This is a genomic window from Psychrobacter sp. 16-MNA-CIBAN-0192, from assembly GCF_040309565.1.
In the GTDB taxonomy this organism is placed as follows: domain Bacteria; phylum Pseudomonadota; class Gammaproteobacteria; order Pseudomonadales; family Moraxellaceae; genus Psychrobacter.
On record NZ_JBEOOX010000253.1, the window covers coordinates 1 to 272 of the forward strand.

Annotated in this window: 1 pseudogene; it reads right to left on the reverse strand. The window is 45.2% G+C overall.

Annotation, left to right across the window (positions count from 1 at the left end):
• Nucleotides 1-272, reverse strand: a pseudogene (locus tag AAEY78_RS13140) (hypothetical protein); the annotation flags it as partial.

The window sequence follows — 272 nt, forward strand, 5'->3', positions numbered from 1 at the left end:
CCTGTGACGTTCTGCATACTGTTGTCGTAGCTGCTGTCATCGACGTCAGGCGTCATAATGCCAAAATCGTTATAGCACTTTACGCTACCCCAGTCTGTTTTGAAGGTCTTAGCGATATTGGCGTTATAGGCTTGGCCTTTAGAAGCGATCTCGTATTGCCAGCTAACTACAGATACACCAATCTTATTTGAATCGACCGCATCAGCGGCATCATATTCATACTGCATCGCTTGAAGTTGTAGGTTCCAGCTATTGTAGCTGCTGTCTAAATG